24 protein-coding genes, 2 tRNA genes and 1 pseudogene are annotated in these 24794 nt (G+C 41.6%); 1 reads left to right on the top strand and 26 read right to left on the bottom strand.

Annotated elements, in window-relative coordinates:
- Positions 1-31: 31 nt before the first annotated feature.
- From ilvC to DQM55_RS02130, 13 genes are all read right to left on the bottom strand, one after another.
- Positions 32-1054 (bottom strand): ketol-acid reductoisomerase, encoded by a 1023-nt coding sequence (ilvC, locus tag DQM55_RS02190; RefSeq protein ID WP_002902418.1) that lies wholly within the window; start codon positions 1052-1054, stop codon positions 32-34.
- A gap of 64 nt (positions 1055-1118) precedes the next feature.
- The gene (gene ilvN / locus DQM55_RS02185) at positions 1119-1595 is read right to left on the bottom strand and encodes an acetolactate synthase small subunit (protein WP_002898887.1); all 477 of its coding nucleotides are present in this window, start codon (positions 1593-1595) and stop codon (positions 1119-1121) included.
- Entirely contained in the window at positions 1588-3288 is a 1701-nt protein-coding gene (locus DQM55_RS02180) for an acetolactate synthase large subunit (RefSeq protein WP_048774106.1), read from the bottom strand. Before DQM55_RS02180 ends, ilvN begins: the two co-directional genes overlap by 8 nt.
- A 260-nt stretch (positions 3289-3548) precedes the next feature.
- Positions 3549-4148: a response regulator transcription factor gene (locus DQM55_RS02175; protein ID WP_048774104.1), complete on the bottom strand. Its 600-nt coding sequence runs from the start codon at positions 4146-4148 to the stop codon at positions 3549-3551.
- Positions 4145-5245, bottom strand: coding sequence for a sensor histidine kinase (locus DQM55_RS02170; RefSeq protein ID WP_111675343.1), 1101 nt, complete (start codon positions 5243-5245; stop codon positions 4145-4147). The genes DQM55_RS02175 and DQM55_RS02170 overlap by 4 nt, the downstream gene beginning before the upstream one ends.
- A 4-nt stretch (positions 5246-5249) precedes the next feature.
- Positions 5250-5984, bottom strand: coding sequence for an ABC transporter permease (locus DQM55_RS02165; protein ID WP_002925925.1), 735 nt, complete (start codon positions 5982-5984; stop codon positions 5250-5252).
- A 10-nt stretch (positions 5985-5994) separates the two neighbouring features.
- Positions 5995-6870: an ABC transporter ATP-binding protein gene (locus DQM55_RS02160; RefSeq protein ID WP_111675342.1), complete on the bottom strand. Its 876-nt coding sequence runs from the start codon at positions 6868-6870 to the stop codon at positions 5995-5997.
- Between the two features lie 417 nt (positions 6871-7287).
- Complete coding sequence (locus DQM55_RS02155; protein WP_048774099.1) at positions 7288-7896, bottom strand: SP0191 family lipoprotein; 609 nt, start codon at positions 7894-7896, stop codon at positions 7288-7290.
- Positions 7897-8005: 109 nt separating this feature from the next.
- Complete coding sequence (locus DQM55_RS02150; RefSeq protein ID WP_002898897.1) at positions 8006-9670, bottom strand: DAK2 domain-containing protein; 1665 nt, start codon at positions 9668-9670, stop codon at positions 8006-8008.
- 2 nt (positions 9671-9672) lie between these two features.
- On the bottom strand, positions 9673-10038 hold the full coding sequence (locus DQM55_RS02145) for an Asp23/Gls24 family envelope stress response protein (RefSeq protein ID WP_002893676.1): 366 nt from the start codon (positions 10036-10038) through the stop codon (positions 9673-9675).
- A 141-nt stretch (positions 10039-10179) separates the two neighbouring features.
- Positions 10180-10368: a 50S ribosomal protein L28 gene (gene rpmB / locus DQM55_RS02140; protein ID WP_001140948.1), complete on the bottom strand. Its 189-nt coding sequence runs from the start codon at positions 10366-10368 to the stop codon at positions 10180-10182.
- A 126-nt stretch (positions 10369-10494) separates the two neighbouring features.
- On the bottom strand, positions 10495-11157 hold the full coding sequence (locus DQM55_RS02135; RefSeq protein WP_002905297.1) for a LiaF transmembrane domain-containing protein: 663 nt from the start codon (positions 11155-11157) through the stop codon (positions 10495-10497).
- A 5-nt stretch (positions 11158-11162) separates the two neighbouring features.
- Complete coding sequence (locus tag DQM55_RS02130; RefSeq protein WP_023917202.1) at positions 11163-11609, bottom strand: LytTR family DNA-binding domain-containing protein; 447 nt, start codon at positions 11607-11609, stop codon at positions 11163-11165.
- A gap of 272 nt (positions 11610-11881) precedes the next feature.
- On the opposite strand from DQM55_RS02130, the gene DQM55_RS02125 reads away from it, so the two are divergent.
- Positions 11882-12145, top strand: a complete 264-nt coding sequence (locus tag DQM55_RS02125; protein ID WP_002902394.1) for a SemiSWEET family transporter — start codon at positions 11882-11884, stop codon at positions 12143-12145.
- Positions 12146-12197: 52 nt separating this feature from the next.
- On the opposite strand, the gene DQM55_RS02120 is transcribed toward DQM55_RS02125, so the two are convergent.
- The 13 genes and pseudogenes from DQM55_RS02120 to DQM55_RS02065 form a co-directional block, all read right to left on the bottom strand.
- Positions 12198-12270 (bottom strand) — tRNA-Thr (locus DQM55_RS02120).
- A 51-nt stretch (positions 12271-12321) separates the two neighbouring features.
- Complete coding sequence (locus DQM55_RS02115; RefSeq protein WP_002902392.1) at positions 12322-12780, bottom strand: GNAT family N-acetyltransferase; 459 nt, start codon at positions 12778-12780, stop codon at positions 12322-12324.
- A 50-nt stretch (positions 12781-12830) separates the two neighbouring features.
- The gene (locus tag DQM55_RS02110) at positions 12831-13616 is read right to left on the bottom strand and encodes an ABC transporter permease (RefSeq protein WP_002905302.1); all 786 of its coding nucleotides are present in this window, start codon (positions 13614-13616) and stop codon (positions 12831-12833) included.
- Between the two features lies 1 nt (position 13617).
- On the bottom strand, positions 13618-14436 hold the full coding sequence (locus tag DQM55_RS02105; RefSeq protein WP_002908780.1) for an ABC transporter permease: 819 nt from the start codon (positions 14434-14436) through the stop codon (positions 13618-13620).
- 1 nt (position 14437) lies between these two features.
- Positions 14438-15430, bottom strand: a complete 993-nt coding sequence (locus tag DQM55_RS02100) for an ABC transporter ATP-binding protein (RefSeq protein WP_002905304.1) — start codon at positions 15428-15430, stop codon at positions 14438-14440.
- Positions 15431-15650: 220 nt separating this feature from the next.
- Positions 15651-16568 (bottom strand): metal ABC transporter solute-binding protein, Zn/Mn family, encoded by a 918-nt coding sequence (locus tag DQM55_RS02095; protein WP_002905305.1) that lies wholly within the window; start codon positions 16566-16568, stop codon positions 15651-15653.
- 70 nt (positions 16569-16638) lie between these two features.
- Positions 16639-19059, bottom strand: coding sequence for a pneumococcal-type histidine triad protein (locus DQM55_RS02090; protein WP_111675341.1), 2421 nt, complete (start codon positions 19057-19059; stop codon positions 16639-16641).
- Between the two features lie 319 nt (positions 19060-19378).
- On the bottom strand, positions 19379-20260 hold the full coding sequence (locus DQM55_RS02085; RefSeq protein ID WP_002905307.1) for a class II fructose-bisphosphate aldolase: 882 nt from the start codon (positions 20258-20260) through the stop codon (positions 19379-19381).
- A 177-nt stretch (positions 20261-20437) separates the two neighbouring features.
- Positions 20438-20523 (bottom strand) — tRNA-Leu (locus DQM55_RS02080).
- Positions 20524-20667: 144 nt separating this feature from the next.
- Positions 20668-21078, bottom strand: a complete 411-nt coding sequence (locus DQM55_RS02075) for a GyrI-like domain-containing protein (protein WP_111675340.1) — start codon at positions 21076-21078, stop codon at positions 20668-20670.
- A 70-nt stretch (positions 21079-21148) separates the two neighbouring features.
- Positions 21149-22762, bottom strand: a complete 1614-nt coding sequence (locus DQM55_RS02070; RefSeq protein ID WP_111675339.1) for a CTP synthase — start codon at positions 22760-22762, stop codon at positions 21149-21151.
- Positions 22763-22960: 198 nt separating this feature from the next.
- Positions 22961-23053 (bottom strand): annotated as a pseudogene (locus DQM55_RS11920) (B3/B4 domain-containing protein); the annotation flags it as partial.
- A gap of 34 nt (positions 23054-23087) precedes the next feature.
- A complete protein-coding gene (locus tag DQM55_RS02065; protein ID WP_111675338.1) occupies positions 23088-24794 on the bottom strand; it encodes an FtsX-like permease family protein in 1707 nt (568 codons plus the stop codon).

Here is a 24794-nt window from a genome sequence, read left to right as displayed (position 1 = left end):
CCAACCCCTAATGTCTTATATGCTTTTTATCTTAATTGTAAATCTTGAAAGCATCGTCGTCGTTTTTACCAACGAATGGCATTGCTTTACGCAATTCTGCACCGACCTTTTCAATCTCCAGATTAGCAGCTTGCTCGCGGTAAGCAGTCAGTTTTGGACGACCAGCTTTATAGTCATCAACGAAGTCGTTCGCAAATTTACCGTTTTGGATATCAGCCAAGACCGCCTTCATGTTTTCTTTGACTTGCTCAGTAATCACGCGCGGACCAGATACATAGTCACCATATTCGGCTGTATTTGAGATAGATTGACGCATCTTCTTGAAGCCACCTTCATAGATCAAGTCCACAATCAGTTTCATTTCGTGAAGCACTTCAAAGTAAGCCAATTCTGGCGCATAGCCTGCTTCAGTCAAGACTTCAAATCCTGCTTCAATCAGGGCAGTCAGACCACCACAAAGCACAGCTTGTTCACCAAAGAGATCTTCTTCTGTTTCTTCTTTATAAGTTGTTTCAAGAAGTCCAACACGAGCCGCACCAACACCTTTACACCAGTCCATTGCGATGTCTTTGGCATTTCCAGTAGCGTCTTGATAAACTGCATACAGAGCTGGTACACCAAAACCTTCTTCGAAAGTACGGCGAACCAAGTGACCAGGACCTTTCGGTGCACACATGAAGACATCTACATCAGCAGGAACTTTGATAAATTCAAAATGGATGTTAAAACCATGAGCAAATCCAACTGCGTTTCCAGCTTCCAAGTTTGGAGCGATTTCTGCTTCATAGAGATCTTGTTGGATTTCATCTGGAGCCAAAATCATGATAACATCAGCCAATTTAGCTGCTTCTGCTACTGTATAAGTATCAAAGCCATCTTCTTTAGCCTTGTCAAATGACTTACCAGGACGAACACCGATAATCACATCGTGGCCAGTATCACGCAAGTTTTGCGCATGAGCATGACCTTGTGAACCATAGCCGATTACGGCAATTTTCTTACCGTCAAGTGCTGCTACTTTTACATCTTTTTCGTATTCCATTGTTACTGCCATAAGTTTTACTCTCTTTTCTATTTTTATTGCCTGTTAGGCGGTTTTAACAAATTAAAGGTTTGGTTTAATCTCGGGTAAAGCCTGTCGCTCCAGTCCGAGCAATATTTTTGATACCATATGGGCGGATGACCCGAAGCAAGGCTTCGCTCTTCTCCGCATCACCGGTCATCTGAACGGTAATGGAGCTAGGTGCTACATCCACAACTGTCGCCCGGAATGGCTGGATAATAGACAGAATCTCTGCTCGCTTATCAGCTGGAGCTGAGACCTTAACCAGAATCACTTCACGCTCTAAGTGAGGACGGTCCGTGATATCTCGAACCCGAATCACATCAATCTGACGATTGAGCTGCTTGATAATCTGCTCGACTTCTGCCAATGAAGCCACATCAATGATAATGGTGATACGGGATACTTCCGGATTTTCCGTCGTTCCGACTGAGATACTCTCAATATTAACCTGACGTCTGGAAAGGACACCCGTGAAGCGGTTCAGAACCCCCGAACGGTTTTGGAGTTTAGCTGTCAACATTCTACGCATGGAACTTCACCCCCAACATCTCATGATTGCTCTTGCCGGCCGGCACCATTGGAAGAACGTGCTCCTTGCGAGAAATATCTACCTCGATAAACATCGGTACATCTTCCTTCAGCACTTCCAAATCCTGGACAATAGTCTCCGGATTGTCAAATTTATAGGATTTAACACCATAGGCCTGAGCCATGAGCTGGAAATCTGGCAATGTTTCAAAGACAGACTCAGAGGTACGACCATCATAGAAAGCTTCCTGCCACTGGCGCACCATGCCTAACGAATGATTGTTAAGCATGATGACCTTAATCGGAATCTTATAGATATTGAGAATAGCCATCTCTTGGTTTGTCATCTGATAGCCACCATCTCCAACAAAGAGCACCACTTCCTTATCCGGGTTGGCAATCTTAGCCCCAATCGCTGCTGGAACACCGAAGCCCATGGTTCCTAGACCACCAGACGTTACCAGTTGACGCTCGTTTTTATACGGATAATATTGGGCGGCCCACATCTGGTGCTGACCAACGTCTGTTACAACGATGGCATCACCCTTGGTCAGCTCACCAACGCGCTCAATGACAGCTTGAGGCTGTACAACACGTTCTTTCTTATCATATGAGCGAACCCGTTCCTTATCTTGCGTTACTTTTTCAATCCACTTGCTGGTATTATTATGCACCTGCTCTTCATTCAACAGCATCTGCAGGGCTTTCTTAGCATCCCCTACGATAGGAATATCTACGCTGATAATTTTTCCAATTTCCGCTGGGTCAATATCAATATGTGCTACTTTAGCGTTCTTGGCAAAGGTTTTCGGATTACCGGTCAGACGGTCATCAAAGCGGCAGCCGATACTAATCATAAAGTCAGCCTCAGTCATAGCAATATTGGCCGCAAAAGAACCGTGCATTCCACCCATACCTAAGAACAAAGGATGGTCTGTCGCAATAGTTCCCTGACCTAACAAGCTAGTGACCACTGGAATCTGATAACGCTCCGCAAACGCAACCAATTCCGCTGCTGCCTCGGCATAGCTAATACCACCTCCCGAAAGAAGGACCGGCTTTTTAGCCTTAGAGATTTGTTTGATAATCTTCTTAATCTGCAATTCATTAGGCTCAATAGTCGGCTGGTAACTCGGCAGATGCAACTTGCTGTCGTAGATAAAGTCTGTTTCCAGAGCCGAGACATCCTTAGGCAAATCAATAACGACTGGCCCAGGACGACCTGTCGTCGCAATGTGAATAGCTTCTGTAATAATACGCGGAATTTCTGCCGTCTCCCGCACCTGATAATTGTACTTGGTAATAGGAGTCGTAATCCCAACAATATCCGCTTCCTGAAAAGCATCTTTACCGATCCCAGCCTTGGCTACCTGACCAGTAAAGACTAAAAGGGGGACGCTATCACTCATGGCATCGGCAATACCGGTAATGGCATTGGTCGCTCCCGGACCGCTAGTCACAACTGCAACTCCGATTTCCCCAGTAGACTTCGCATAGCCTTCTGCTTCGTGAACACAGCCTTGCTCATGGCGGCCTAGAATATGACGGATGCCTTCAAAACTATAAATAGCATCATAAAGCGGCAGTACAGCGCCGCCGGGATAGCCAAAAATCGTATCAACACCAAGATTTTTCAAGGTTTCTAACACAAGCTCTGAGCCTGTCTTAGAAGTTTCTAATTTGATTTTCTCCATTCTTCCCCTTTCATTTATTTACAATTTTCTAAAAATTCAAAAAGCTTTCTACTATGATAACATTTTTGAAAAAAATTGCAAGCCATGCAGAATGTTTTTCTACATTTTTTCTCTAAATCCGAATGTTTTTTCTAATAAAAGATAAAAAGTCAGAACTATATTTATAGTCCCGACACTCCGTTGGAATATACCTCACACAAATATTTTCTTTAGCTAAAAACTATCTTATCCCACCTTTTCTCCAAAGCTGAATCTCCCAGCTATAACCAGCCTTTCTCTTGCCCGATTCGGACTGCTTCTGTTCGATTTTCAGCATCTAGCTTGGTCAAAATAGCAGACATATAGTTACGAACCGTTCCATTTGACAGGTAGAGTTTTTCAGCAATTTCTTTATTGGACAGGCCAGTCGCCGCAGCTTGCAGGACTAGCCTCTCCTGCTGAGAGAGAGGGTTCCTACTGGTCATTAGCACCTCCATCAATTCCGGCGAATATTCCTTTTGCCCATCTAGAACGGTATGGATGGTTTTCATCAAATCCGCAATGCTGCGCTCTTTGAGCACATAAGCATCTACATCCGCCTTAACAGCTCGCTCAAAGTAGCCCGGTCGCTTGAAGGTTGTGACGATGATGACCTTGATGTTGGGTCGATTGGCCTTAACCCATTCGAGAACATCTAGGCCGGTCTGGTGGGGCATTTCCACGTCCAAAATAGCTACATCAAGAGTTTCTGACTTGAGACAGTCAATGGCCTTCTGCCCATCCGCGGCCTGATAGACTTCTTCGACATCTGGCTGCAGCTGCAAGAGCTGAGCTAGAGCATCTCTCAGCATACTTTGATCTTCTGCTAACAAAAGTTTCATGCTTCCTTCCCTCCGTATGGCAATTCAATTCGAATCCATGTTGGATCTTGGCTGCTAAGAATCTCAAGCTTTCCTGATAAGGCAGACAGCCGCTCTCGAATACTATGCAACTCCCGTCCGGTCAGCTTCTGAAAACCACAACCATCATCCTGAATGTCTAAAACAAGTTTTTCGTTTTTCTTTACCAAAGAAAAATTGCTCTTTTTAGCCTTGGCATGCTTAATAATATTGGTAGCAGCCTCCAGCAAAATCATACTGATTGTTGACTGCTGACTCGGTGGGATACTGGCAATATTGAGCTGGTTATCTATTTTTACCTGAACGCCGCTCATCTCCAGCATGGCTCGAATGGTCACTAGTTCCTCGTCCAGCGTCCGATTCTTTAGATCGTTAATAATCCGCCGAACATCAGCCATGGACTTCTTGCTGATCTCTTGCACTTCCTGCAGTTCTTTTGCTGCCTTTTCATAGGCTTCCATCTGCAAAAACTGCTGAGCTAGCTCCGCCTTAACACTGAGCATAGCAAAGGTATGTCCTAGACTATCATGTAAGTCACGGCCAATCCGATTGCGCTCATTTTCTGCTAGAAAGAGATTCAGCTGGGCATTTTGTTTGGTCTTTTCTTCCTTGATTCGCTCGGTCGTCTGAATCCGATGGAGACCAAAGGTCAAACCATCCGAAAAGAGAAAAGTGACAATAAAGAAGAGTAGTTCTGCTGGACCAACATGACCCATCAAATAATTAGTCAGCACAATAGCAGGCTGCAAATCAATAAAGGTCCAAAAACGCCAGGATTTAAACGAGACATCATCCAGCTCATAAATCAGCAGATTAGATAGATAAAAAATATACCAGGTAAAACCTGTATTTAGCCAGACAGAACCATAGTATATGTAAACAACCAAGAACCACCAAGAAAAAAATTGAATAAGGCGATGGTTACTTAGCAAAACCGCATAGTAAGCCGCAACAAAAATAGCTGTCCCAAGCAAGAGTAAAAGCGGGTATTCCCCGCTGATTACTCCCGCCACTGGAAAGATGATAAAGACCAGCGCAATATGAAACATATAGTGGACTTGTTTAAGCTTTTCCCACATGCTTTTATTTTACCTCAATTCGCTTTTTGAGCTGCAGCACAAGAATGCTGACCAAAACCGTATAAATCAGAACAATCAAAGCTGCCTTGCCATTGAACTGATGGTGTTCTAGATAAGAGGACACGACTTGCATCAGTTGATAACTTGGCGTCAACTTACCGATTGGCTGGAGCCATTTTGGGAACATGGTCAGAGGGAACCATAGACCGCCCAGAACAGCCAGTGCCATATAGACGATATTTCCCACAACAGACATGAGCTGAGCACTTGGCAAGAGACTGACCAATACACCCATAGCAATAAAGACCACACTTCCTACCAGAAGGATCACGGCAATAAGAAGCCAGTCTACCATTGGCAGATTAACCCCGCGAACAAAATGCCCAATCGAGAAGACTACGATGATAGAAAGCATAAAAGTCAACAGCGTACTGCAAAGTTTTGATATATAATATTTTACCATAGAAATCGGCGAGTGCTGAATCATTTTTTGCCAATTATTATTTTTATCAGACTGCAAAGTGCTTGGAATGCTAAAGAAGGCACTAGACATGATACTAAAAAGAGTCATAGAGAAGAGGTAGCCTCGAAGCACAAGTTCAGACGTATCACTTCCAGACATCATTCCTGAGAAAATCAGGTAAAAGACGCTGGGCAGACCAATAGACAAGAGATAATAAGCAGCCTGCCGCTTCATTAAAATCAACTCAATCTTCATAAGACTTGCCATATTTTTCATGATTACTCTCCTATTCTTGTGTCGTTTCAAAAATACTATCCAAGAGGGTACGGTTACGTACTTCAATCTCTTCGATTGTACAGCCGTGTTCCTGAAGGACCTGCCAGACCTGTCCAGCATCTCTAGTAGCAAAAGATAAAGCCTTTTGCTTGATTTCTAAATCAGTCACATTATCCAGTTTTTCCAGCACAGACTGATAAGTCAGCGGCAAGGTAAAGTGTTTTTCCTGCTCCTCACTGCGCATGGCATAAGGCGTCGTGTCCCGAATCAACTCGCCCTTGTGCAGCACCAAAATCCGATCTGCCGTATGCTCGACTTCTTCGATATAGTGCGAAGAATAAACGATGGTCACTCCCTGCTGCTTGAGCTGATTAACAATTTCCCAGAAATGCTGACGAGTAGAGGTGTCCATAGCAGAAGTCGGTTCGTCCAAGAACAGAATCTTAGGACGGCCAATCAGACTCAGAACAAAAGAAAAGAGACGCTTTTGTCCACCAGACAGCTTGCTGGCCAACTGATTCTTTTGCTTGTCTGTAAATTGCAGCAAGTCATCAATTTCTTGATCAGACAGACTATTTGGATAAATAGCTTGGAAGAACGTCAAGAGTTCCTTGACCTTCAAATCCTCCACCACTGTATTTTCCTGTGGTAAAATCGCTACCGACTGCTTGAGATGATTGTCAGTTGGTTTGAGTCCCTGAATCCTTGCTTCACCCGCTGTCAGAAACTTATCGCCCAGCAAACAATCCATGAGAGTCGTTTTCCCTGCTCCATTGGGACCAATCAAGGCCACACAGTCACCTTGGGAGATTTCAAACGAAATATCCTTTAAAATCTCCTTACCATGAATGCTTTTTGAAAGCTTCTTTACTTCAATCAGTTCCATTTTACTCCTCCTTTGATTTGGTAAACCGTATGTGCATCTTTCCTTTATTTTTCCAAAGGCGAAAGAAGAACGAAAGCCAAATGCTTTTTTAATTCTTACAGCAACCTTTTATCATGTTGTTAACTATATTATAAGGCAAAGAAATTTTTCCTACTAGTTGATTTTGTCACCAGCTGACATGACAAATGTCACTATTCTGCTTTTAGAGCACAAAGCTAGCAAATATTGGAATAATCTGTTTATCTCCCCTCTGCATGAAGACACAAAAAAGCCGGTCCCCCTCGTTGAGAGGAGCCGACTAGTTGTATGTCTGTTGCAATTTAGATAGAAACTGGAATTAAAGCAGCCTAATCTAAAAATTTTTCAATAAACTAGCTACTCAATTTGTAAGATGAAATGACCAACGCTTTTTAAACTTTAGCTCTGCACCTCTTCTTTGAGACCATTGAGCTTCAGACTCAGAATGAACATTTCAGGTGTAATATCCTTAATATCCTTCAGTCCAAAACCTTGGAAGAAACTGTTCTTTTCCACCTCTTCGACATTGACCTTTTGCAAATCAATTTCAATTAAGGTCTGCAATTTCTTCTCTGCTGTAACTGAATAATCAATATTGACACCCTCCAGACTCTTAGCTGCTACATAGTTTGAATCAGACTGCATTCCTTCACGAATGATAGTCGTCATCTCCTCTGGAGTCAAAGTAGCTGATGCCGCACTAGCTTCTTCTGGCAAGGAAGTGAGCAATTCCATCCGAAGATTCAAGATTTTCTTGCCCTGATAGGTAATTGTATCACGATGATGGATTTCTTCAATGTCTCCGACTAAAGTTTTAGAGACAATCTCTGTACTTTCAGAAGAAGAACTGGATGACTTGCTAGAGCTGGAGCTAGAGCTGGATTTAGTCCTCCTAGAAGAAGCTGCTGATTCAGAAGAATGTCTAGGACGATGCTTGCTGAAGCTAGGAAGCACACAGCCCGTCAAGAGTACCGAAGCAGAAATAACAAGAATGAAAAATTTTTTCATAGTTCACCTTTTTTACTTTTTATTTGTTACAGTATAACATAATACCAGTTTCTTGTCTAAGTATTTTCTATAAAATAATAAAAGACAACCTTTCGATTGCCTTTTTATGCTATTCAACACTAAAAATATATGGATAAACCGGCTGACTGCCCTGATGAATTTCTACTTCGACATCCTCGAATTGTTCCATCAAATCTTGAGCAAGACTGCTAGCCAACTCTTCGCTGCCGTCTTCACCGATATAGATAGAGACAATCTCGCTGTCTTCATTGAGCATCTTGCTGAACGTTTCTTTCAAAGTTGCCAGCATATCTGGATTAGAAACAACAATCTTACCATCCACCATACCGAGGTTGTCATTTTCATGAATTTCCAAGCCATCAATCGTCGTATCACGAACCGCAGTCGTCACGCTGCCGCTGACTACTTCTGCCAAGGCTGCAGTCATACGCTCTTGGTTTTCCTCAATAGTCTTGCCGCCATCAAAAGCCAGGAGACTGGTCAAGCCTTGAGGAATCGTACGAGTCTCAATAACAGCTGCAGGCTGTTCAATCACTTCTGCTGCTGATTGGGCTGCCATGAAGATGTTTTTATTGTTTGGCAAGATAATAATATTGCGAGCATTGACTTGCTCCACAGCTTTGATAAAGTCTTCCGTTGATGGATTCATAGTTTGACCGCCAGAGATGATGTAGTCAACTCCCTGAGCCTTAAAGATTTCAGCCAGACCATCACCAGCCACTACAGCGATAATTGCAAACTCTTTTTCTTGAGCCGGCTTAGCTGAGCGCTCTTCCTTTTCAACCTGGGCTTCGTGCTGGTTGCGCATATTGTCAACCTTGACCTTGACCAGACTACCATACTTGAGACCTTCCTGCATAACCAATCCTGGATCTTCAGTATGGACATGGACTTTGACGATTTCATCATCGTTTACTACCAACAGGGAATCTCCCAAATCGTTGAGATAATTGCGGAACTCATCATAATCAAAGTCTTTTACATAGGTTGGTCCTGTCTTAAGAGCTACCATGATTTCTGTACAGTAGCCAAAAGTAATGTCTTCTGTTGCCACATGGCCAGCTACAGACTTATGATGCTCAGCATTGATCATCTCAGACATGGTCGCAGGTGTCGCCACAAAGTCCTCAGATGCGATATATTCGCCTGTAAGTGCAGACAAGAATCCTTCGTAGATAAAGACAAGCCCTTGACCGCCAGAGTCCACAACACCGACTTCTTTCAGAACCGGCAGCATATCAGGTGTCTTAGCCAGAGCAGCCTTTGCTCCTTCAAGAGCCGCTTTCATAACTTCTACAGCGTCATTAGTGACTTCAGCTTTCTTCTTGGCACCAATAGCCGCACCGCGAGAAACAGTCAAAATCGTTCCCTCAACCGGCTTCATAACTGCCTTGTAAGCCACTTCTACACCAGACTGAAAGGCCAGAGCAAGATCTTCACCAGTCAGCTCTTCATGCTCTTTCACACTTTGAGAAAAACCGCGGAAAAGCTGGGAGGTGATAACGCCTGAGTTACCACGCGCACCCATCAAAAGACCTTTCGCAAAGATACCTGCCGCTTCGCCAACTGTTGAAGCAGACTTGTCTGCCACTTCCTTAGCACCATTTTCAATGGTCATGCCCATGTTGGTACCTGTATCTCCGTCTGGAACTGGGAAGACATTCAAAGAATTTACATATTCAGCCTGTTTATTTAAGCGAGTAGATGCTGCCTGCACCATTTCTTGGAATAAACTAGTAGTAATATTTGCCACGATTATTCTCCTACGACTTTAATATTTTGGATATAAACATTCACTGCATGGGCAGTAATTCCGAGCTTGTTTTCCAAACTGAATTTAACACGCTCTTGGATGTTTTTGGAAACTTCGCTGATTTTGACTCCATAGCTTAACACAGTGTAGACATCAACTGCGATATCACCTTCATCAGTCGCTTTCACAACCACGCCCTTAGCATAGTTTTCTTTTCCTAAAAGGGCTTGAAAATTATCCTTGATTGCATTTTTGCTGGCCATGCCAACTACACCAAAAATTTCAGTCGCTGCACCGCCGACGATTGTCGCAATCACATCATCAGTCAGCTCAATTTGACCATCTTTTGTATTAATTTTCACAGTCATAATTTGTACCTCAAAAGTATTTTATAGTTTATTCTACCATATTTTATACAGGGTGTAAAAGAGGAAGGGTCTAAATCAACTGTCTAGGCGGAAATTTACAAGCAAAAAAGGACGGAAAATTTCCATCCTTTTAAATAAAAATTAAACGCGTTCAACTTTACCTGATTTAAGGGCACGAGCTGAAGCCCAAACTTTTTTAGGTTTACCGTCAATCAAAACAGTAACTTTTTGAAGATTTGGTTTAACAGCGCGTTTTGTTTGGTTCATCGCGTGAGAGCGGTTGTTTCCTGATACAGTCTTACGACCAGTAAAGTAACATACTTTAGCCATTATCGTGTTTCCTCCTATTAGATCTAATATTACGGATGTGCTAGCACCACATACCTTCCTATATTACCAAAAAACTTGACGTTTGACAAGTACATTTGTCCAAAGTTTCGAAATTAATCCGTTTTCCTAAACATAGCTAATCTTCAAAGAACCGAAAGCTACGTTGCCTTTGACATAGAGAGTTTTTCTCTTTTCATTGACATTGCGGGGATTGTAGACAGAGCCAAAGGCATTATCTACATCCAGCTCTACACGCCAGTCGCTGGGCACATAAAGCATCACACTGCCAAAAGACAGATCCACTTCAAAAGTTGCTGAGTCCCCTTCGATAGTCGCATTATCAAAATAAACCGATGCACTGCCAAAAGCACAGTCTAACTTTTCATAGGTGAAGTTATCTGAGTTGATATAGCGCGTGCCGCTGCCAAAAGCAATATCATCTTTTGAGGAAGAAGAGGCAGTTGAGAAGATACGCCCCTTAAAAATGCGCCGGGGCTTGAAAATCATATTGAGACCGATGCAAGCCAGAATACCACCCAAAACCAAGGTTCCTGTTGAAATAGCTAAAAAGTGGTAAACGGCATTGGCAATAATCAGCGCAATAACTGCCATGATCAGCCCAGTGCCAAAGTCTCTTTCTAAGAAATTTTCCAAGGCGAAATAGGCAAACATTGCAACTACTAGCATGGGCCAAATATTAAAATTGAAGGCAGGAATCCCAAAATTCCCCTGCAGCAGAACCCAAGCTGCCAAGACTAAAAAGCCGATTCCAAAAATTGTTTTTTTCATGAAAATTACCTCGTTTCGTTTAACTTTTCTTTTAAAATTTGATAGTAGTGTCGGGAAACGTGCACTTGTTTATGTGTGTCATAAAATTGGATAGTACTGGTTCCCGAAAATGATTTATCCAAAGCGTAAATAGCCTTGGCATTGGCAATAGTAGACTTTGAAATGCGACAGAAATATGCCGGAAGTCTCTCTTCTAATTCGTATAGCTTCAATTTGACTTCATAAGCATCATCCCTGCTATGAGCATAAATTTTGGTAGCATCCGTTTCAAAAAATAAAATATTCTTCAAATCGACAAAATATTCACTTGTATCCTTATAGAAAGCTATCGGTTGACGGTTGGCTTGTTCAAGAGCTGCTTGAATCCGAGCCACCTCTTCACCATATTGAGCCGTTCGGATAACGACTTCAGTTTCTGCCATATCTGTATCAAGCTCAATCCTAATCTTCATAGCCACTCCTTTCCTTGCTTCTGACTTCATTATAACAATTTTCAAAAAAGAAACAAGGCATTTTCAGTAAGTGGTTATTTTTGATAACTAAGTGGTAGCTTACCCTTCTCAAAAAATGTTAAGCAAATTTGATTTCTCATCCTAGACTCTCCAATAGATTCGTTTAGTATAAAAGCACGACTTACACATATTGAATATCTGTCTTATTTTATGATCAAACAAATTTGAAAACTTTTTTCCTTCTGATATAATAGTACCTCAGGAGGTACTATATGTCTAAACAAAAAATTAATCGCTTTGTCGGATCTATTGGAGCTTTTATTGGGATTCTTGTCTTTATTGCATATATTCCACAAATTATCGCTAACTTGCAAGGAGAAAAAGCTCAACCATTCCAACCACTATTCGCAGCAGTTTCTTGTTTAATTTGGGTAATCTATGGTTGGACCAAAGAACCTAAAAAAGACTGGATCCTTATCATTCCCAATGCGGCAGGAGTGATATTAGGCGGTCTAACTTTTCTTACTTCTTTATAAGAATTAGATAAACAAAACCAGCAACCCATGAAAAAGTTGCTGGTTTTCTTTCTGCCGATTGCAGGGATCGAACCTGTGACCTACGCGTTACGAGTGCGTTGCTCTACCAACTGAGCTAAATCGGCGTCTTTTCCCCTTTATTTTAGCATCTTGAGTTTTTTTGTCAAGTTAGAATTTCACAATTTCTTAACCCAAATCAAACAAGGGTTGCTTTTATCCCAAAGTTCAGGAAAAATTTCTAACTTTTTAAAGCCCTGAGCCTGATAAAAAGCGTTAGTTCTGTCATAGGTAGGATAATAACCTGGTGCTACCGTTTTTACTTGCAGATAGGATGCTTTTTGACGAGCAGATTTTTCTAAAACTTCTAGAAGTTGACTACCAATTCCCGCTCTATGATAGAATTTCTTAACAGCTAAGCAGTCAATCTCTGCACAATCTTCACTAGAATAAGATAAGCTTACAAAGCCAGCCAATTTACTCTCCTGATAAGCAACCCAAACTTGTAAATCCCTAGCTCCTTCAATGTAAGCTTGTGTACTTTCAGGTATTCCAAACCATTCTGGTAGATCCTTTAAAACTTCACTGACTGCTATCATCTTTTGTTTTTCTTCCTTCACTTCTTCAATCGCTACCATCTTTAAATCCTTTCATGTTTTAAGCTTTAGGACTAAACATATTTTCCATCTTACGAACCCGCACTTTCGTAGGCATCCAATCCCCTATCCCAGAGTTTGAGCGAAATGAAAAAGAAAACAAGGGAAATCAGAATCAAACCACCAATGTTAAAGAGCCCATTTTTGTCCTGCAAGAAATAGCTAGCAGGATAGTAGGCTGTAAAAGCAAAAGGAACGATAAAACTAATCAACCAACGAAGGAGCGAATTGTAAATGGAAATCGGGTACTTGGCAAAATCATTAAACATATAGAAAATGTAAATCATAGCACCTGACTGCTTGGTCCAAAAAGCGATACTGGCTGTCGCGATTTTCAAAGAAGTATAAATCAGGGTCGCAAAAGGAATGCAGACTAGGAAAAGCAAGAACTTGGGAATAGTCCAAGTAATGCTAGAGAACGTTGTCGCTAGTAAAATTCCACCGACCAAGAGCTCACCCAAGGCATCAATCTGAAAAGTCTCGACTAGGATGTGAAAGAGAGGATTGATAGGACGAGTCAGATACTTGTCAAACTCTCCCTTTCTCACCAATCGTTGCCCCAGTGCCCAGAGATTGTCAAAAAAGAGATGGTCCAGTCCCTTGGGAATCAAGGAAAAACCATAGATAAAGGCAATCTCTTGAAAGGTCCAGCCTTCTAGCGAGGGGATGTGTTGAAAGATGACATTGAGAAACAAGAGGTTCAAGCCTTGGGTCAGGAAGACACCTAAAACACCAACCACAAAATCAACCTTGTATTCCATGATTTGCTTGATGTACTGTCTGATAAAAATCAGATGCATGCGCTGATATTTTTTCATACTAACCTCCTTGAATGGTGATAAATGACTGGACTCTTTTCCAAATCAACTGAGACAAGCCCACCATCACTAAGAGCCAGAAAAACTGTAGCAAAAGCGCTTGATGAATCTGACTGGCATCGTATTTCCCAACGATAATCATAACCGGAGTGTAAATCAAGGATGAAAAAGGCAAAAAGGAAAGAATATTTGAAACAATTTTAGGAAAGAAAGCCAAGGGAATCAAACTCCCCGACATAAAGGCCACTATAGAAGTCTTGAGTAGATTAGAACCCCATAGATTTTTAAATACAAAGGCTGAAAATCCAAAGCAGATATTAAAGAAAAAGTTAATCAGGTAGGCCAGCGTTAAGCTAAAGAGATAAAGGACAGTTAATCCCAGCACTTCTACAATCCCTTGCCCAGAAAGGATTTTTACCAATACAATGACACATAGAAATGGAACTCCAACAGAAATAAAAATCAACCACTTGGAACCAAGTTCGGTGAAGAGATAGGAGGCCGCAAAATGAACTGGTCTCAGCAAGCGCATGATAATGGAGCCATCCTTGACCTCCTCCCCGATCATAAAAGAGCTATCCGACCTGGTCAGAAGGTTCGTCACAAAACTCATGATGATGTAGAGGGTGATATCCGCCATACTGAAGCCCTGAATCAAAGATTCTTGCGAGGAATCAAAGACTGCCTTCCAGAGATAAAAGGCCACAAAAGCTCCCATGACATCGCCAATTCGATAGAGAAGAAAGTTGACTCGATAGGTAATCAACTCCTGAACCCCTGCATTGATAAAGGGTTTGTAACGTCTCCACAATTTGACCATCTTAGAGCTCCTTTCGATAGAAGCGACGGATAATATCCTCAATATCCGTATCTAGCATCTTCAAATCACGAATTTCAAAATCAGACAGGGTTTGCTTGATAATATCAGCCGACTGGTAGCGGGAACTATCGAATTCAATATTGAGACTGTTTCCTTGTCTATCAATGGTCATATCCGAAAAATCTTCATAGTGAGAAACGAGGTGACTTTGACCTGGTAGTAGTTCAAAGGAGAGAGTCTTCATCTTGCCAAAGGTTTCCTTGAGCTGGTTAACCGTTCCATCAAAAATCTCCTGCCCCTTGTCAATCATAAAAATCCGATCACAGAGTTGCTCAATGTCGCTCAGGTCATGAGTGGTCAAGAGAATGGTTGTTTCTTCCTCCTGATTAATCTGGGTGATAGCCCGACGAATATTGTCCTTGACCGAAACGTCCAACCCAATGGTTGGTTCATCTAAAAAGAGAACCTTGGGATTATGAAGTAAGGAAGCCGCAATGTCCGCCCGCATCCGTTGACCAAGTGAAAGAGTCCGCACGGGATCTTTGATAAATTCCTTCAAATCCAAGACTTCATTCAAAAAGTCCATGCGCTTATGGAAAAGCGAGTCTGGCACATCATAAATTTCCTTCAAGACTGTATAGGTCTCTTGCAGTGCCAAATCCCACCATAGCTGGGTTCGTTGTCCGAAGACCACTCCAATATCCTTGACATAGTCTTGACGATTATCCTGCGGAATTTTGCCGTTGATTCGACAAAAACCAGATGTCGGTTTCAGAATTCCTGTCAGCATTTTGATGGTTGTCGACTTCCCAGCACCGTTGGCCCCGATAAAGCCTAAAATCTGCCCTTTTGGAACCTCAAAGGTTAAATCCTTGACCGCTTCAAAGGTCTGCTTTTCAGGATGAATAAAGGAGCGCAAAGCCCCCTTCAATCCCGGTTCCTTGACAGCCTTCACAAAATTTTTCTGAAGATGCTCTACTTCTATCATTGCCATACGTTTCTCAATATCCCATCATTCAATTCATGTTACAGATCATTTCCCTACTTAACTCAGGAAAATAGAATCTTATCTCCTCACTATACTACCACTTTTACTTTCAAACGAACATAGGTAATTTAAAAATAATTATCATATTTTGTCACACACCAAAAAAACCCACCTTTACAGGCAGGTTTCTGTTTTGTATTGTTCAGCTAGATTAAGCTTTACCTTCTCATTTCAATTCTTTAGCCAAGATACTCATGTTTTCTTCTAGATTCTCTAGGTAGTTTTTATCATTTTGAGGATCTGCTTCCAAAGGATTGAGAGTTTTTAGCCTGACACCTGTTGACTTTACGAGCGTTTCTGCCACTTTCGACGATGCATTACTTTCGGTAAAAATCGTCTTAACTTTATAGGTTTTCACAAATTCTTGAATTTCAGTAAGCTGCCTTGCATTTGGCTCTTGTTCAGGAGAAATCCCTGCAATACCTAGCTGCTGCAAACCAAACCGCTTTGCTAAATACGAGAACGCAGTATGTTGAGTGACGAAAGTCTTTTGCTTAGCCTTTTCAAAGATTGGTTGGTATTTTTTGGTCAATTCTTGAGCTTTAGCAATGAATTTCTTAGCATTTTTTTGATATATTTCCTTATGTTCTTTATCGAGTTCAGATAGCTTATCCGCAATAATCTGCGCTTCTTCACCAGCTTTTTCAGGATCTAGCCATGTATGAGGATCGTAGAGAGTTTTTTCATCGATTCCTTCGCCAGCTTCCACGTCTTCCAAACCCGGTACACGCTCCAAGGTCATTCCTTCGGATGCTTCCAGCACTTTCACCTTAGATTTTTGCAAATTTGGATCTAGGCTCCCCGCCCATGACTCTAAGGTATGTGAATGATAGACAAAAACATCCGCATCATAGATAGACGCTATATCATTAGCTGATGGTTCAAAAGAATGGATCCCTGTACTAGATTGAATCATGCGAACATCATTCAAATCACCAGATACTTCTTTAACCATGGCATAAACCGGATAAAAACTGGTCACAATCTTCAAACCTTTAGCTTGTTGTTCTTCTTTCTGAGTACACGCTCCCAGCATCAGAGCTAGTATACTCAGCGTTATTAATACTGCAGTTCTTTTCTTCATATTAACTCCAAAATTGTTGGTTCATCTTTTATTTATCAATAAAACATTCATATCTAAAAACAGATAAAAATCAAGGTGTTGTTTCTGTATTAGTAGCAGGTGTTGAAACAGCTGATTTCAACAAGGTTAACAGTTTTTCTACTTCTGCCATGATGTTATTATTATCCATAGTCCCTAAATTAAGATTATTTCGCAATCCTGTTAAGGTCTCAGTTGCATTGGATTTCAAACTTGGATCCGTCGTCTTTTCAAGTAAGTCTTCCGCCTCTTGCAACTTAGCTTCTACTTTAGCAGTTTCAACTTGAGGTACTTCTGGCTCAGTTGGTGTTTCCTCTTCAACTTCTTCTTGAGGTTTCTCTGGGCTAACAGCATCCTCCTTGTCATCTTTTTTACCTAAAACATGATCACTTGCATTCCCCCATCCATCGCTAGACTGTGGTCGCTCATCTGGATGTTCAACATAATACTTGATAGTTGCAAATAAATCCTCTAATGTATAGCCATTAGGAGCTCGGTAAGTCTTATCATCGAACCAAGCAAATTTGATGTTGTGGTAGTGATCCTTATGAGGGATAATCAGATTACCATTTTTTACTGCTACAGTATGCTCAACATTGTAAGGCAGACGAACGAGCGGTATCCGTTTCTCTCCTTGAACACGTTCGTAGATAGCAGACGCACTTTCTCCACTTGGATTGGCTTTGGAATCATCTGTTGGTGCAGGTGGAAGCAGACCTTTTTCTTTAGTATAGGTCTGAGCAGCTGCTTTTTCTTTAGCTGAAAGACTATCTTTTCCTATCCAGTGACTGTGTCCCATATGAGGGGTTACATAAGCATCTCCTTCGTCGCTGATAATATCGCGCGCATCAAAGATATATCCATCAGATGTCGTATATTTGTCAGCTAGCTGGGCTACTCGAACTTCGGTTTCAGTATACTCAATCTGTGAATTTGCTTTGCCTAGACGTTCTGGATGATTGATAGGCGCAAGAAATGCTAATAAGTCATCAATTAATTGCACCTTATCACTTGTTTCATCATTCAAACGCTTCACTAAATCATCCAAGGCTTGAAAATCTGACAAACGTCCCTTATTTTCTAGCAATTGCTGATGGGCCTGAGTCAGAAGACCATATACTTTATCGTAAAATTCTTGATTTTTCGGTTCAACTGATTCTTTCTTAGCTTGCAGGACATGAGATATGCTTTTCTGCTTCGCCAATTTATTTTCAATCGCTGTAATAATCTCTTTAGGCAAGTCTTTAGCTAAAAGATAGCGGGACACTCCTTTATCCTCTAGCACATAACCGTCAGCTATTTTCCTAACGACCTGCTGGATTAAATCCTTATCCAATGAATCCGCATGTTCCAAATTTAACTTTGGAGGAAGAATCGGTTTTAAAGCTGGTTGAGATGGAGTTGGTATAGGTCTATAAGGTGTCAATCCTAACATAGGTTTATTAGGCTGACTTATAAGAGGAATTGTCCGAGCAAGCTTTTCTTCCAATGCTGACATTTGTGTATAAGGAATAAAGTGATAATGATTACCATGCGGCACTGCTACTCCATTTTGGGTTCGACTAGTAATTTGTGCTGGATCAAAGATCAAGCCATCTGATTCAACATGACGCTGACTAAGTGGAAGATTATAAAGTTGCTGAAGGAGACTCTTAACATCTTCTCCTTGACTCGGTTGATAGTTGTTTGAAATTTGAGTAAAAGTAGGTTGTGTCTGTATCCAGCCACCGTTTCCATTATTATACGAAGGGCTGACTACAGTACTAGCTACTTTTCCTCTACCTGATAGGTAAGCTTGAGCTGCAGCTAGCTCACTAGGCGACAAATCACTTTTTGGGATATAGTGAAAATGATCACCATGAGGTACAATATACGCTTCTCCCGTATCCTCAATAATGTCTGAAGCATTAAAAACATAGCCATCATCTGTTGTGTAACGGCCTTGAGCTCTAGCTGTTGCTACTTCATTGCTTATTTTCGTAACATTATGACCATGTTCCTGTTTTTGACGATTAATCTCTTCCTTACTGCGAATATTATCCGCACGAGCTATATCTTTCAGATAAACATAATATTGTCCATTAACCTTGATAACATATCCACCCTTGACTTCATTGACAATATCCTCAGTCCTAAGTTGATAGTTGGGATCTTTCATCAAAAGATCTTCGCTGAAAATAGCATCATATGGAACTTTCCCATTATAATAATGATAGTGATCGCCATGAGAAGTGACATAACCCTGATCAGTAATTTTGATAACAATCTGCTCCGCGTTAATCCCCTCTTTTTTGCTTACTTCGTCAGGCGTTAACTCCTCAGACTTTTCAACACCTTGCTTACCATCAATATAGCTAACTCGATTGGATTTTTTAATCGAACTGTTTGCCTGATAATAACCTAACTGATGAGCAAAAAGACCCACAGTAGCAATGACAACAATTCCTGTTAAGTATTTCTTATTTTTTTCCATTGAATATCACTTTCTTTTTTGATTACATAGAATTCGCTAAAACCTATCACAATTTACAATTAACTCATAATATACCCCCAAAGAAATCATCTAAATATTTTTTCTATAAAATATAGAAGAAACCCAATTTTTAACAACTTACTAAACTAATTAACTAGTTAATTAACTGGTTAATATTTTACTCCTCATCATCTAGTCTGTCAAGATTTTTTTATTAGATTGTAAGAAAAATATTATTTGTTCTTTATTTGTCCAATTGTCATAATACAAAAAAAGCTTATCCTTTCGGATAAACTTTTTTAAAAATATATCAAGCTTCCTATGCTTTACCTTCTGAACCGAATACGTCGATACGTTCTTCAACTGATGCTTGGATAGCTTTTACACCGTCAGCCAAGAATTTACGTGGGTCGAAGAGTTTCTTCTTGTCGTATTCTGCTTCGTTTGCTTCGTAGTCGCGAGCGAATGCACGAGTTGCGTTAGCGAATGCGATTTGGCATTCAGTGTTAACGTTAACTTTCGCAACACCAAGTTTAATAGCTGCTTGGATTTGGTCATCAGGAATACCTGAACCACCGTGCAATACGATTGGGAAACCTGGAAGAGCTTCTGTCAATTTCTTCAAGTGGTCAAGGTCAAGACCTTCCCAGTTTGCTGGGTATGGGCCGTGGATGTTACCGATACCTGCTGCCAAGAAGTCGATTCCAGTTTCAACCATTGCTTTAGCGTCTTCGATTGGAGCCAATTCACCTTTACCGATGATACCGTCTTCTTCACCACCGATAGTACCAACTTCAGCTTCTACTGAGATACCTTTAGCGTGTGCTTTTTCAACAACATCTTTAGCCAATTTAAGGTTTTCTTCTACTGGAAGGTGTGAACCATCAAACATGATAGAAGTGTAACCAACTTCGATACACTCAAGTGCATCTTCGTAGTGACCATGGTCCAAGTGAATCGCAACTGGTACAGTGATGCCCATTGATTCTACAAGGTTAGCGATCAAGTTACGAGCAACTTTGTAGCCACCCATGTATTTAGCAGCACCCATTGAAGTTTGGATAAGCACTGGTGCTTTCTTAGCTTCTGCCGCACGCAGGATAGCTTGAGTCCACTCAAGGTTGTTTGTGTTGAATCCACCAACTGCGTAACCATTGTCACGAGCTGCTTGGACAAATTTTTCTGCTGAAACGATTGCCATTCTTATCAGGCCTCCTCTTATTTTTTGTGGTTAAACCACTTACATTGTTTATTTTATCACTTTTCCACTAAAATTGCTAGTTTTTCCTGAAATTTTAAAGAATTGCAGGGAGACGCTTAGCCTTTTTAAGCGTCTCTAGTGTAAAAAGAAAAAGCTGACCGAAGTCAGCTTACTTGATGCGGAGAGAGGGACTTGAACCCTCACGACCTAAAGCGGTCACAGGATCCTTAGTCCTGCGCGTCTGCCAATTCCGCCATCCCCGCGATTGAGTACCTTACTAGTATAACAGGACAGCTAAGGCTTGTCAAGAAAATTCTTTAGTTTATTTCAAAAAATCAACTTTCTACTCAATCAGCAAATCTAGGAAATCTAAGCGAAAATGAAGCTAAGGCAGGAACACAGAAAACTCAGTGCTGCTGAGTCGCAATAAAGACAGCCACCGTTTGGTCGGGATCGTATTTTTCAAAGTCAATAGTGTAGTCTCGATGAAGCTCACCTGTTTCTTCTGCCTGCCAAATCCTCTGCCAAGCATGAAGAATCGCTTGAGGATCCTCCTTATCCGCTTCAAATACTTGATAGGTCTGCTCGGATGTATCAAAATCATAGACTTCCCCATCTGTCAAACGGCAGATAGAGAGACTGTAGTCTCCTTTGTAATCACTGGCATAGTCATGATAGACAGCATAGACCGGTTCCCCTTGGGAAAAAGCTTCTTTCACCGCTTCCTCTTGTTCCTGCCAGAGAGCTTGAATTTTTTCTACACAATACTCATCTTGAAAATTATTAGTACGAATACTAGCTAAAATGTTTAGAAACATCTTCTTTCCTCCTTTTGTTTTTCATTATAACATTTCTCTAAAAAAGTCGCTTAGGTCAGACAAAGCAAGTCTATCTATCCAAGCTCTTTTCTACCGCTGCTGTGACAAAGGCTGTATAAAGACCTTCAGGTCGGTTCGGTCGGCTAGAAAGCTCTGGGTGATACTGACAGGCCACGAAGAATTTATTTTCTGGGATTTCCACTATTTCGACCAAGCGATTGTCCGGTGAAACTCCGGAAAATACAAATCCGGCTGCCTCAAACTGCTTGCGGAAAGCATTGTTAAACTCATAGCGATGACGGTGACGGCGCTGCACGACTTCTTGATGGTCGTAAGCTGCTGCTGCCTTAGAGCTAGGCTTAAGTTTAGAAGGATAGAGCCCCAGTCTCAGCGTCCCACCCAAGTCTTCGACATCAATCTGATCACGCATGAGGTCAATAATCGGATACGGTGTGTCTGGATTGAGCTCCGCTGAGTTGGCATCTGCCAATCCTAGGACATGACGGGCGAATTCGACACAGGTTAACTGCATGCCCAAGCAAATCCCCAACATAGGCACATCCTGCTCACGCGCATAGCGGATTGCCTGAATCTTACCCTCAGTTCCTCTCTGACCAAAGCCACCCGGAACGATAATCCCATCCGCACTTCCAAGAAGCTCTGCGGCGTTTTCGGCAGTTACCTGATTCGCATCAATCCAGTCAAACTTAACCTCCGCATCATTGGCATAACCTGCATGCTTGAGCGCTTCAACAACTGAAATATAGGCATCTGGTAACTCGACATACTTGCCGACCAGAGCAATACGTACATGCTTTTCCAGACTCATCACTTTCTCTACCATGGCTGACCACTCTGTCATATCTGCCGCCGGCACATCCAGCTTCAGATGGTCACAGACGATTTGGTCCATCTTTTGCGCCTGCAAATTGAGAGGAATTTGGTAAAGATGCTCCACATCTAGCGACTCAATGACCGCCTCCGGCGCCACATCACAGAATTGAGCCAGTTTGTTTTTGATATTTTGTCCAGCTGGCTTCTCTGTCCGAATAACCAGCATATTAGGCTGAATCCCCAAACCGCGCAACTCTTTGACAGAATGCTGAGTCGGCTTGGTCTTCATTTCACCGGCTGCCTTGAGATAGGGCAGGAGGGTCGTATGGATATACATGACATTATCTGCACCGACATCCGCCTTCATCTGGCGCAAAGCTTCTAAAAAAGGAAGAGACTCGATGTCGCCCACTGTGCCACCGACCTCTGTGATAATCACATCCGAGTCCGTCGTCCGTGCTGCCCGCTTGATCTTGTCCTTGAGAGCATCTGTAATATGTGGAATGACTTGGACCGTCGCCCCCAGATACTCGCCTTTTCGCTCCTTGCGCAGGACTTCGCTATAGATTTTACCAGTGGTGACATTGGAGTATTTATTGAGATTGATGTCAATAAAACGCTCATAATGCCCCAGATCCAGATCCGTCTCAGCTCCATCATCTGTCACAAACACTTCCCCATGCTGGTAAGGACTCATGGTTCCGGGATCAATATTGATATAAGGGTCAAATTTCTGAATCGTAACTTTGAGACCTCGATTCTTTAAAAGGCGGCCCAAGCTAGCTGCCACAATCCCTTTCCCGATAGAAGAAACTACACCACCGGTGACAAAAATATATTTAGTTGACATACGTGCTCCTTTTCATAAAACAATTCGTTCCAGCAAGCATCACAGTTGCTGGAAACTTAGCCATAGGAGGATTTTCCATAATCTGTCCGAAAAAGAAAAATAGCTCCCTGGAAACAGGAAGCTCTGACCTCTAAAAGAGGTGCCCGAACAGTATGATATCGCAAACCTAAAAAATTGTCAAATGATTTCATTCGGTTTTCATCCATTTTCACTAATACTGATGACATGTGTTTCGAATTCTACATCAGGCATGCACTCTGCTAAATCGTGACGGATTTCTTTCAAGACTTCCGACTCCTTACCTTAAAAATCTTCATACTACTTCTCACCATTCTGATAAGAATTCTGCCTGCCGATTATCATCTCTGATTTTTTTAACCTTTTGAATAAATAAAAATCTAATAATAAAGTACAGGGCATTCAAGATGACAAACATATAAACAAAGGTAATCCAGTTGAGCTGGAATGGCATATAATCCCCTGTCTGAAGAGAAGTCATAATCTGGATATTCCTTGCAGCATAGATGGCCACAGGCAGAGTGAGCAAGAAAAGTAGATTGCTGATCACAATGTAGGGGTTAAGCAGGATACGATAAACCTCTCTCTCCTCATATCCTAGTAAATCAAACATCAATAGAGTCTTCATATTACCATTCAAACCGATAAACACTGCTAGGTAAATCAATAAACATCCCGTTATGACACCGATACTTTGGTTGATAATAGCGCTTGCTTTGTTGGAGGTCTGACTTCTTTGTACAGCTGATAATTTTTCCTCTAGGGAGCGAACTTTTCCTTCACCTTTTTCTTGAGGCTTATTGGTCAATCTACCATTAAAAATATCATTAGTCTCATCTACCATGGCGGATGCTTGGTCTTTGGGAATATATATTGTCTTTAAATCAGCATTCTCCGCAAATCCAGCGATCTTTATCTGATGTCGCTTTCCCTTTACTATTAACTCTAGAGTATCCCCAACTTTAAGACCATAATTCTCTCGCAACTCAGGATTTACAAAGACACCTTGTGTGGGATCTAGGATTTCTCCCTTACTGCCAATCAGCTGAAATAATTCATTTTGGCTTGTAAACGAAAGGGCCTGATAGGCTATAGTTTCGCCTTTTATCATTAGCTCAACATCGTATCTCAGATAGGTTACAGAATCTGAAGCTGGCTTAGCCTCCTCCTTTTGGTAGTTATCATAGCTGATTTCATAAGAATAGTGCCGGCCTTCCTTCTGAGATTCAAGGATTTTAGAGGAGCTAAAAGTCAGAGACAAGCTTAAGACAAACATGATACTAAACGTAACAATCGCAACCAACAAGAGACCTAAGGTGCTGAAATGATTTAGAGTTAGTTTAAATTTGAATTTATGCTTCATCGGCAGCTTTTGAATCAGCTTCTCCATTAAGCCGGGGCGGATGCTTTTTCCATCTGTCTGTTTCATCATTAAAGCCAAATCTGTCTTTCTCACTGTCAGTCCCGCCAGATAAGTAAGAGCTCCTAGGAAAAGACTTAGGAAGAGGGTTCCCGTCATAACCGACTGCAGAGAAAGTCCTTTACTCAACCCTTGAACGAGATAGGTCTGGCTATTAGCAGAAAGGAGAATATCAGAGCCCCAGAAGCCCAAGACTAAGCCAAGCAAAGAACTGATTAAGGATAACCCACTAATTAATAGCGCATAGCTTGCCAGCATACTGGAGAAGGAAAAGCCAAGGGACATCAGCTGGGCCAGCTGTACTTGATTTCTTTGGAGCGTCCCTCTGATGAATAAGGATAAAATGAGGGAGAAAATGGCTACCATGGCGACAGTAATGTTTCTGATTAAGAGTTGATTACTTTTCAAAGCTGTGAAATAATTAGCCTCATTGCCTGATAATTGCTCTCCACCTAAACGAAGTATATTGGCATCAATCGCAAAATGAACGAAGAAGAACATAAAGGAAGTGAAGATTATAATCAGAGATAGAATAGACACTATGGTCTTCTTAGCAAAAAAGTCTTTGGATAGATATTTAAACAGCAAATCCAT

It is taken from the genome of Streptococcus sanguinis (assembly GCF_900475275.1).
GTDB lineage: Bacteria > Bacillota > Bacilli > Lactobacillales > Streptococcaceae > Streptococcus > Streptococcus sanguinis_N.
The sequence above is the reverse complement of the archived record's forward strand: the minus strand, read 5'-3'. Positions and strand labels throughout refer to the sequence as shown.

What these genes read in the sequence shown, in the direction of transcription:
- rpmB (WP_001140948.1), bottom strand. Translation starts at nt 10,368, where the DNA reads ATGGCTAAAGTATGTTACTTTACTGGTCGTAAGACTGTATCAGGAAAC.
- DQM55_RS02165 (WP_002925925.1), bottom strand. Translation starts at nt 5,984, where the DNA reads ATGAAAAATATGGCAAGTCTTATGAAGATTGAGTTGATTTTAATGAAG.
- DQM55_RS02085 (WP_002905307.1), bottom strand. Translation starts at nt 20,260, where the DNA reads ATGGCAATCGTTTCAGCAGAAAAATTTGTCCAAGCAGCTCGTGACAAT.
- DQM55_RS02160 (WP_111675342.1), bottom strand. Translation starts at nt 6,870, where the DNA reads ATGGAACTGATTGAAGTAAAGAAGCTTTCAAAAAGCATTCATGGTAAG.
- DQM55_RS02145 (WP_002893676.1), bottom strand. Translation starts at nt 10,038, where the DNA reads ATGACTGTGAAAATTAATACAAAAGATGGTCAAATTGAGCTGACTGAT.
- DQM55_RS02110 (WP_002905302.1), bottom strand. Translation starts at nt 13,616, where the DNA reads ATGAAAAAATATCAGCGCATGCATCTGATTTTTATCAGACAGTACATC.
- DQM55_RS02105 (WP_002908780.1), bottom strand. Translation starts at nt 14,436, where the DNA reads ATGGTCAAATTGTGGAGACGTTACAAACCCTTTATCAATGCAGGGGTT.
- DQM55_RS02070 (WP_111675339.1), bottom strand. Translation starts at nt 22,762, where the DNA reads ATGTCAACTAAATATATTTTTGTCACCGGTGGTGTAGTTTCTTCTATC.
- DQM55_RS02115 (WP_002902392.1), bottom strand. Translation starts at nt 12,780, where the DNA reads ATGGTAGCGATTGAAGAAGTGAAGGAAGAAAAACAAAAGATGATAGCA.
- DQM55_RS02090 (WP_111675341.1), bottom strand. Translation starts at nt 19,059, where the DNA reads ATGGAAAAAAATAAGAAATACTTAACAGGAATTGTTGTCATTGCTACT.
- ilvN (WP_002898887.1), bottom strand. Translation starts at nt 1,595, where the DNA reads ATGCGTAGAATGTTGACAGCTAAACTCCAAAACCGTTCGGGGGTTCTG.
- DQM55_RS02100 (WP_002905304.1), bottom strand. Translation starts at nt 15,430, where the DNA reads ATGGCAATGATAGAAGTAGAGCATCTTCAGAAAAATTTTGTGAAGGCT.
- DQM55_RS02155 (WP_048774099.1), bottom strand. Translation starts at nt 7,896, where the DNA reads ATGAAAAAATTTTTCATTCTTGTTATTTCTGCTTCGGTACTCTTGACG.
- DQM55_RS02095 (WP_002905305.1), bottom strand. Translation starts at nt 16,568, where the DNA reads ATGAAGAAAAGAACTGCAGTATTAATAACGCTGAGTATACTAGCTCTG.
- DQM55_RS02065 (WP_111675338.1), bottom strand. Translation starts at nt 24,794, where the DNA reads ATGGATTTGCTGTTTAAATATCTATCCAAAGACTTTTTTGCTAAGAAG.
- DQM55_RS02075 (WP_111675340.1), bottom strand. Translation starts at nt 21,078, where the DNA reads ATGTTTCTAAACATTTTAGCTAGTATTCGTACTAATAATTTTCAAGAT.
- DQM55_RS02130 (WP_023917202.1), bottom strand. Translation starts at nt 11,609, where the DNA reads ATGAAGATTAGGATTGAGCTTGATACAGATATGGCAGAAACTGAAGTC.
- DQM55_RS02170 (WP_111675343.1), bottom strand. Translation starts at nt 5,245, where the DNA reads ATGTGGGAAAAGCTTAAACAAGTCCACTATATGTTTCATATTGCGCTG.
- ilvC (WP_002902418.1), bottom strand. Translation starts at nt 1,054, where the DNA reads ATGGCAGTAACAATGGAATACGAAAAAGATGTAAAAGTAGCAGCACTT.
- DQM55_RS02125 (WP_002902394.1), top strand. Translation starts at nt 11,882, where the DNA reads ATGTCTAAACAAAAAATTAATCGCTTTGTCGGATCTATTGGAGCTTTT.
- DQM55_RS02180 (WP_048774106.1), bottom strand. Translation starts at nt 3,288, where the DNA reads ATGGAGAAAATCAAATTAGAAACTTCTAAGACAGGCTCAGAGCTTGTG.
- DQM55_RS02135 (WP_002905297.1), bottom strand. Translation starts at nt 11,157, where the DNA reads ATGAAAAAAACAATTTTTGGAATCGGCTTTTTAGTCTTGGCAGCTTGG.
- DQM55_RS02175 (WP_048774104.1), bottom strand. Translation starts at nt 4,148, where the DNA reads ATGAAACTTTTGTTAGCAGAAGATCAAAGTATGCTGAGAGATGCTCTA.